Origin of the sequence: Endozoicomonas sp. (genome assembly GCF_051008435.1) — a bacterium.
Lineage (GTDB): Bacteria > Pseudomonadota > Gammaproteobacteria > Pseudomonadales > Endozoicomonadaceae > Endozoicomonas_A.
In genome coordinates, this window is record NZ_JBPCXO010000133.1 from 1 (window position 1) to 5,122 (window position 5,122).

3 protein-coding genes are annotated in these 5,122 nt (G+C 47.7%); 1 reads left to right on the forward strand and 2 read right to left on the reverse strand.

Annotation, left to right across the window (positions count from 1 at the left end):
* Positions 1-267: 267 nt before the first annotated feature.
* Positions 268-1,674, reverse strand: coding sequence for a D-alanyl-D-alanine carboxypeptidase/D-alanyl-D-alanine endopeptidase (gene dacB, locus ACR2PX_RS06110; RefSeq protein ID WP_433998474.1), 1,407 nt, complete (start codon positions 1,672-1,674; stop codon positions 268-270).
* A 451-nt stretch (positions 1,675-2,125) separates the two neighbouring features.
* On the opposite strand from dacB, the gene ACR2PX_RS06115 reads away from it, so the two are divergent.
* Entirely contained in the window at positions 2,126-4,504 is a 2,379-nt protein-coding gene (locus ACR2PX_RS06115) for a Lon protease family protein (protein WP_433998475.1), read from the forward strand.
* Positions 4,505-4,540: 36 nt separating this feature from the next.
* Here the strand turns inward: ACR2PX_RS06115 and ACR2PX_RS06120 are convergent, their stop codons facing one another.
* Positions 4,541-4,969: a helix-turn-helix transcriptional regulator gene (locus ACR2PX_RS06120; RefSeq protein ID WP_433998476.1), complete on the reverse strand. Its 429-nt coding sequence runs from the start codon at positions 4,967-4,969 to the stop codon at positions 4,541-4,543.
* Positions 4,970-5,122: the final 153 nt, after the last annotated feature.

Here is a 5,122-nt window from a genome sequence, read left to right on the forward strand (position 1 = left end):
CGGTTTGAGACAGTTTTTATGATTATTTGAGGCGAATAGCGAGCTATTCAACGAAAAGAATCATAAAAAATGGCCAAATCCGGCTTTTTCGCAGTAGGTCAGTGGTAAGTCCGACAGGCTCCTAGAACAGGAATATAGAAGCCTTTCGTAGTATTACAAATCAGCCGTGCCAATTTAGAGGGCATAGACGCCGTTCCGGGTAGAAATAACCACCCGGAGACTGACCAATCAATAAAGACAACGGCGTCATTGAAAAAGGAAGGTTATTTACACCTTCCCTCCTTTGGAAAGAGCCTTTAGAAAAGAGCGATGAAAGCTTTTGATGTCTTTGCGAAACGCCTTCATTTCTGCACGACTGGCGGGTAAAGGGGGCATTAAACCATTCAGGATAACAGCGAAAACCAAGGGGCGGCCATTTGACTGGAATACATACCCTGCCATGCTGCTGACACCACTCATATAACCGGTTTTAAGCCACTTCTCCTTACGATCTCGCCCTCCCAGCCAGGGACTGGCTTCTCCCCATTGGGACCAGCCAAACATCAGAACATCAACCAGTGTTGAAGCGCTGATAAAGTTGTAGCGGGAAAGCCCTGACCCATCTACCAGCCTGCTGGATCCAAAGCCCACACCTTTGCCACCCAGAACTTCCCGAGCTGTTTCAATACCTGTAGCGTATGATCCTGGCTTTCCGGAAGTGGCATAACCCACTGTTTTCAGAATGCTGTCAGAATAAAGGTTGTCGGAATCATTCAAAACCGGCTTCAGCAACTGAGGCAGAAATTCGGACCGATGTTCAGCCAGAATAAATGGCATCTCCAGCTCAGGCCGACCCACAATCACTCTTCCTTTTAACTGAATACCATTTTTGCGCAGCTGGTTTTTCATGTAGCGCTTAACCGCTCTTTCTACATCATTCACAGAAAAAGCCAGACGGACAGGGCGAGATCTTGGGCTGATACAGCCCTGTATGCGGTACTCATGATCCGTTGACGGACGGATTTCCAGACGGCAATCCTTCTCTGAGCTGGAGCGAACCTGATTATCAACCGCTAGAAACCAGTCAGATTGATCGTATTTAATCGTTGTTCTGGAGCCTTCTTTTTTGCCAGGCTTCAACCAGCCATAAAAGCAGTTTCGATCCAGAATCATGGCTGCTGCCGGAGCAGCAAAACAGATATTGAGGTCATCCCAGCTGACGCCTCCAGCTCTGTCATATCCTGAAAACACTTCGCCATCCAGCCAGAGATCGCCATGGATGGATTTGACCCCCCGCTTTTTCAACTGTGTGACCATCCCATCCAGATGCTCTCTTCTCAGCGAAGGATCGCCACTGAACACCAGAGCTACAGGCCCTTTGACGACACCTTTTCGGACAGGCCTGTCTTGAGCCACCATACGGGTCCTGTACTGAAACTCATCACCCAGAGCTTCATAGGCCAGAGTGGCCGTCATCACTTTCAGAACACTGGCAGGCACCAGATTCAGATGAGCACCTTGTTCAAAAACAACCTCACCACTGGCCGGGTCTCTTACTTGAATAGAATAAACACTGCCCGGAGGTAAACTGCCCACCAGTTTCTGTAGTTCCTTGACCAGTGGCGGTGAAGCCTGAGCACTATGAAGCGAAAAAATAAAAAAAGCTGATAGCAGGTATGACAGAAATCTCACCATGATGACCTCAATTCCCTGGTAATCGCAGAGGGTCTTCGAAAAGATGCATACTCAAAAAACCTAATACAAAGGTACTACTTTCCAATATGAAGCAATCGGACACTTTTACTGGACGCTACTTCAACTATCGGCACTGAACATCTCATCATTTAGGTTAACGCTATTCTTCGGAAAATGAGAAGCAAGTTCTTGTAACAGGGGCCAGAAAAAAACGAGCTTTTAACATCTAGCCGGTCTTTAGCAATAGAATTCATGACAGTAGGCGGAGAAAAGCATTATGCTATTCATACGGGTTATCCGTAGAGACTGATAACCTGACAGCCTGTCGGCCAACCGTTACTTTTCCGGCAGGTTAACAATCTATAAAAGCAGAGACGTTCTGTGTTAATCATTTCAGCGTCCTGCAACGTATACATAACCCAGAGAACTCGTTAGTTAACGGCAGGCCTTAGTGAAAAAGCTTAAACTTTCAACCAGTCAACTTATTGCGAAACAGCCGGTCAAAGAGCTTGGGTTCAAGTCCACTGAGGATCTTGAAAACTATGTAGGCATTCTTGGCCAGGAGAGAGCGACCAGTGCTATTCAGTTCGGTGTCGCCATGCACCGCACAGGTTACAACATCTACGTGATGGGGGAATCTGGCACAGGCAGGATGTCCTATTTAAGAAAATACCTGGAATCTGAAGCCAAGCGCCAAACTCCGCCGGATGACTGGATTTATATCAATAATTTTGACAATACCCGCGAGCCAAAGGTTCTGACTCTACCTGCTGGAACAGGTGAACCTTTGCAAAAAGATTTTGATAAATTTATTGATAGTCTCATGCTGACCTTCCCGGCAGCGTTTGAAAATCCAACGTACCAGCAAAAGAAAAGCGTCATTGAGCGTGACTTCAACCGAAGCTATGACCACGCCATTGATCAAATTGAGCAGGAAGCACTCAAGCGGGATATTGCCCTGTTTCGTGAAGCCGGTTCCCTGAGCTTTACTCCCATGAACGAGGGAAAAGCCATGGACGAAACAGAGTTTGCTCAACTCCCGGATAAAAGACGGTCCAAGTTCAACAAAGACATCAGTGAGCTGGAATCCTTGTTGAACGACTCACTGGTCGAGCTCCCCCAATGGAAGCGAGAGTCCAATGAAAAACTGCAAAAGCTCAACCAGGAAACCATTGACCAGGCCCTGGAGCCTCTGCTCAAACCGCTGAAAAAAGAGTACAGCAATCAGACATCAGTGCTGGACTATTTTGAAGCGGTCAAGAATCACCTTCATCGAACTGTTATCGATATTCTTGCTGATGACCGCAACATGGAATCCAAGGATGATTCGACCAAACGTCAATCCCTGGTCGAGCTCTATGCACCTAATCTATTAATAGGTCACTCTGCAAGCGGTGCAGCTCCTGTCGTGTATGAGTCTCACCCCAATTACAAAAATCTCTTTGGTCGAATTGAGTACGCCAGTGAGATGGGCGCTCTGATCACCAACTACCGACAGATTTGCCCTGGTTCACTGCACAAAGCTAATGGCGGCTATCTATTATTGGATGCCAACAAACTGCTGGAAGAGCCGTTTGTATGGGAAGCCCTGAAACGGGCACTGAAAGAGAAAGAACTGACTATTGAGTCACCTTACTCTGAAATGGGCCTGCTCAACACAACCACCCTGAACCCGGAATCCATCCCTCTGAACATCAAGATTCTTCTTGTTGGCTCCAGGGACATTTATTACCTGTTACAGCAGCTTGACCCTGATTTCCATGAAATGTTCAGAGTCCTGGTTGACTTCGATGACCGGATTATCCGGGACAAAGAGTCGGTTCACGCCTTTGCCCAGTTATTAAAAAACCGTGCCGATGATGAAAACTATCCAGCTCTGACTGCGGCGGCGGTTGCCCGACTGGTTGAGCACAGCTCCAGAATGGCTGAACACCAGGGTGAAATGTCTGCCAAAATCGGAGACCTGTTTGACCTACTGGCAGAAGCAGACTTTATTCGTCGTATGAGCCGTGGCCGCAAGATCAATAACGAGCATATTGATCGGGCACTGGCTGCCAAGTCAGAACGGACAGGACGGGTCAGTCAGCAGATTCTGGACGAAATGATCGAAGGCAGTATCCTGATTGATACCGAAGGAGAAAAAGTTGGCAAAATCAATGGCCTTACTGTCATGGCTATTGGTGATACCAGCTTCGGTTCTGCAGCCAGAATCACTGCTGCTGTCTACCCTGGGTCACAAGGCATTGTCGATATTGAGCGGGAAGTCGCACTGGGTCAGGCCATTCACTCCAAAGGCGTCATGATCCTGACAGGATACTTGGGCAGCAAATATGCTCAGAAGTTTCCTTTGGCCATTTCTGCCAGTCTGACCATGGAGCAATCCTACGGATACATTGATGGTGACAGTGCCACCCTTGCAGAACTTTGCTGTCTGATGTCCGCTTTGACCAGCACCCCCATCAAACAGGGCTTTGCAGTGACTGGCTCAATGAACCAGCACGGAGAAGTTCAGGCCATTGGTGGAGTCAACGAAAAGATTGAAGGCTTCTTTGATCTTTGTAATGCCCGTGGACTGACCGGTGATCAGGGAGTCATTATCCCTGCCACGAACCTTCGAAACCTGATGCTGCACCAGAAAGTGGTGGACGCCGTTAAAGCTGGCAAGTTCAGTGTCTACGCGGTTCATCATGCTGACGAAGCCATGGAACTTTTGACAGGTTGCAAGCCAGGCTCCCTGAACAGTCGTGGTCAGTACACCAAAGACTCCATCAATTACAAAGTTCTGGAGCGTCTGAAAGAAATTTCTGAACTCTCCAAAGAAAGTAGCTGAGGTTTGGAATCGGGCAGAGTAAAGACTCTGCCCGATTCATTTAAAATATTCCCCCGGTGTTTTTCCGAATGTCTGCCTGAACAGTCGGATGAAAGCACTCTGACTGGTAAATCCCACATCCATAGCCACATTCGCAACCGATCGACCCTGAGCCAGATATCTGAGAGCACTGCACAATCGAACTTGCTGTCGATACTGAACAAATGACATACCTGTTTCTGCTTTGAACATTCGGCTCAGTGTACGACCACTGACATTAACTTTTTCTGCCCAGTCCTCAAGACTCAGAACAGACTCAGGCTTCTCAGCCAGCTGGCGTAATACCTGTATCAAAGCAGGATGCTCAGAGACCGGTACTGAGAAAGAATCTGACTCCAGGCGATGAATCTGTTCCACCATCACCTCGAAAAAGCGCTCATCCTCACTGTCAGGATCAAAGAGACTTGGGCGTCTTATCGCTTCCAAGAGCATCTCTTTCATAAGGGGAGAAATGTGGGGCTTTTACAGGTTGGCTGATGAAAAGTGAGGGGTTGCAACAGAAATAGCCTTCAGGAGACGATTGATTTATAAGGATCAAAATTTCTGAAGGATCAGACATGTGTGCAACACCCTCACTAC

Coding starts and splice junctions, on each gene's coding strand:
- dacB (WP_433998474.1), bottom strand. CDS start 1,674: ATGGTGAGATTTCTGTCATACCTGCTATCAGCTTTTTTTATTTTTTCG.